Annotated in this window: 3 protein-coding genes; all 3 read left to right on the top strand. The window is 64.1% G+C overall.

Annotated features, from left to right (window positions below; all coding sequences use genetic code 11):
* The first annotated feature begins 127 nt into the window (after positions 1-127).
* Positions 128-496: a hypothetical protein gene (locus tag GEV06_28465; GenBank protein MPZ21785.1), complete on the top strand. Its 369-nt coding sequence runs from the start codon at positions 128-130 to the stop codon at positions 494-496.
* A 322-nt stretch (positions 497-818) separates the two neighbouring features.
* The gene (locus GEV06_28460) at positions 819-1,079 is read left to right on the top strand and encodes a hypothetical protein (protein MPZ21784.1); all 261 of its coding nucleotides are present in this window, start codon (positions 819-821) and stop codon (positions 1,077-1,079) included.
* A 4-nt stretch (positions 1,080-1,083) separates the two neighbouring features.
* Positions 1,084-1,851, top strand: a 768-nt coding sequence (locus GEV06_28455) for a hypothetical protein (GenBank protein ID MPZ21783.1), incomplete at its 3' end; no start/stop codon positions are given.

The raw sequence follows: 1,851 nt of genomic DNA, 5'->3' as shown, positions 1-1,851 counted from the left end.
CGCCATCCTTGAGCGGGATGCACTCCAGGCCGAGGCCCAGACGCTGCGAGCGGAGCGGGATGAGCTGTTGCTAGATCGGCATCAGCCGGGCCGCGTGTCGCCCTGTGGGCACGACCGCGTCTTTGCGATGCCGTGCCTGCACGAAGACGGCTCGGAGTCGCCCTACTGTATGCAGTGCGACCGCGATGCCCAGCAAGGCGAGATCGCGCGGCTAACTGAAGCCTTCAAGTGTGAAGAGGCGGCGTTGACCACGACAGGCGAATACGCCGCGCAGCACCTTCAGCGTGCCGACGCCCTCGAAGCCGAGGCCCAGACGCGCCAGCAGGCGATCGCGCGGCTGGTGGCGAAATGGCGAGCCGATGCGGCGGAATTGCGTCGTCGCCGAGACTTACGCGACGACGTCTACGACGATCGGGCAATGGACATGTTGGCGGATGCCAAGAAATTGGAGCAGCGCGCCGATGAACTCGCCACCCTCACGAGCGGGGCACGATGACCTGGATTATGTCAGCGCTGACGATCTACAGCCTCTGGTTAGCAGGCGACCGCAAGTCACTCGCGTGGCTGGTGGGGTTGCTGAATCAGGCACTGTGGCTGATTTTTATCGTAACGCGCCAAGAGTGGGGATTGTTGCCGATGAACGCTGCCCTTTGGGTGGTCTACGCGCGCAACCTTCGCAAGTGGGCAGCGGCTGACGGTGGCTCCCTTAATGGTCCAAGCCGACTTGGAGCATCGCCATCACGGATACAGGGGGCGAAATCAGCCGCTACCCATGTCGGAGGCCCCCGATGACCCCGGACACGAGAGAGGGACAGCCGATGAAGATTGTTCATGTGGGCTATTTCGAGCGGCCCGAAGACACGCTACCGACGTTCGATCCTGGAATGGATGTGCCCTGTCCGATTTGTGGGGATGCGTTGAGCGCACGACCACGCACGTCCATCAGCGTGCTTCCCGACTCTGGCGCGCGATCGTTGTTCTTTCGCGCACACCGTTCGTGCTGGAGGGACGCATCGAGGGACGTCCAGCACGACATCGAATCGCAGGTAGTGGATCTTGATGTGGCGCGGAAGGCATAACCCGATGATCCCCGCCCCTGCCGATCCGCAGACGCCGCGCGCCGTCGAGCAGTTGGTGGAGAAATTCTACACAGACGAGGGTGAAGATCTGTGCGGCGGTCGCATGAGGCATTGCATCGTCTGCGAGAAGGGTTGGCAGACTGGTGGTTCGTTCGCCAGTGGACCCAGGCATCATCTGCCGTGTCCTGTAGCGGAACTCGCCGCCGCCCTGCAGGCGCAGCCGGGAGCGGCGCAGGCCTTGACGCAAGAGGATCTGGCCGACTCCTGGTGTCCGCATTGCGGACGGGTCGGAGGTTGCGCGCCGGGGTGCGACTACAAACGGCACGCAGTGGCGCAGGCCGCCCCCTCGGGAGAGGTCTGCGCGTGTGGGCATCATCGCGACGTGCATTTTTGGACGCTCGTGAAGCGAGAGCCGAAGGGTAGGCCCGACTGCAACCACTGCGCGTGCGAGGAGTTCAGGCCAGATGAGGGCCGGAGTCGCGTGTTCCGCGCACAGCAGAATCCGCAGGCCCCGCCTCCCCTCGCGCCGGAGCCGCGGATCGCGGAGGTGGCGAAAGACATCGACTTCGCCATCGACGTGACGTTGCCGCGCGAGACGCAGTTGCGCCGCTACGAAGAGATCCTGTCCGGTGCCTTTGTCTCTGTGCTCGCGTCTCAGGGCTACCAGCCACACGAGGCACTTATAGCTGCCGCCACCGCCTACGCTGAGGATCACCCCTGTGCTGCGGAGGGGTGCGACACCGACTTTCCTGAGCAACCCCACCGCTGGTGT

Origin of the sequence: Luteitalea sp., from assembly GCA_009377605.1 — a bacterium.
GTDB lineage: Bacteria > Acidobacteriota > Vicinamibacteria > Vicinamibacterales > Vicinamibacteraceae > WHTT01.
This window is presented reverse-complemented; position numbering and strand designations above follow the sequence as displayed.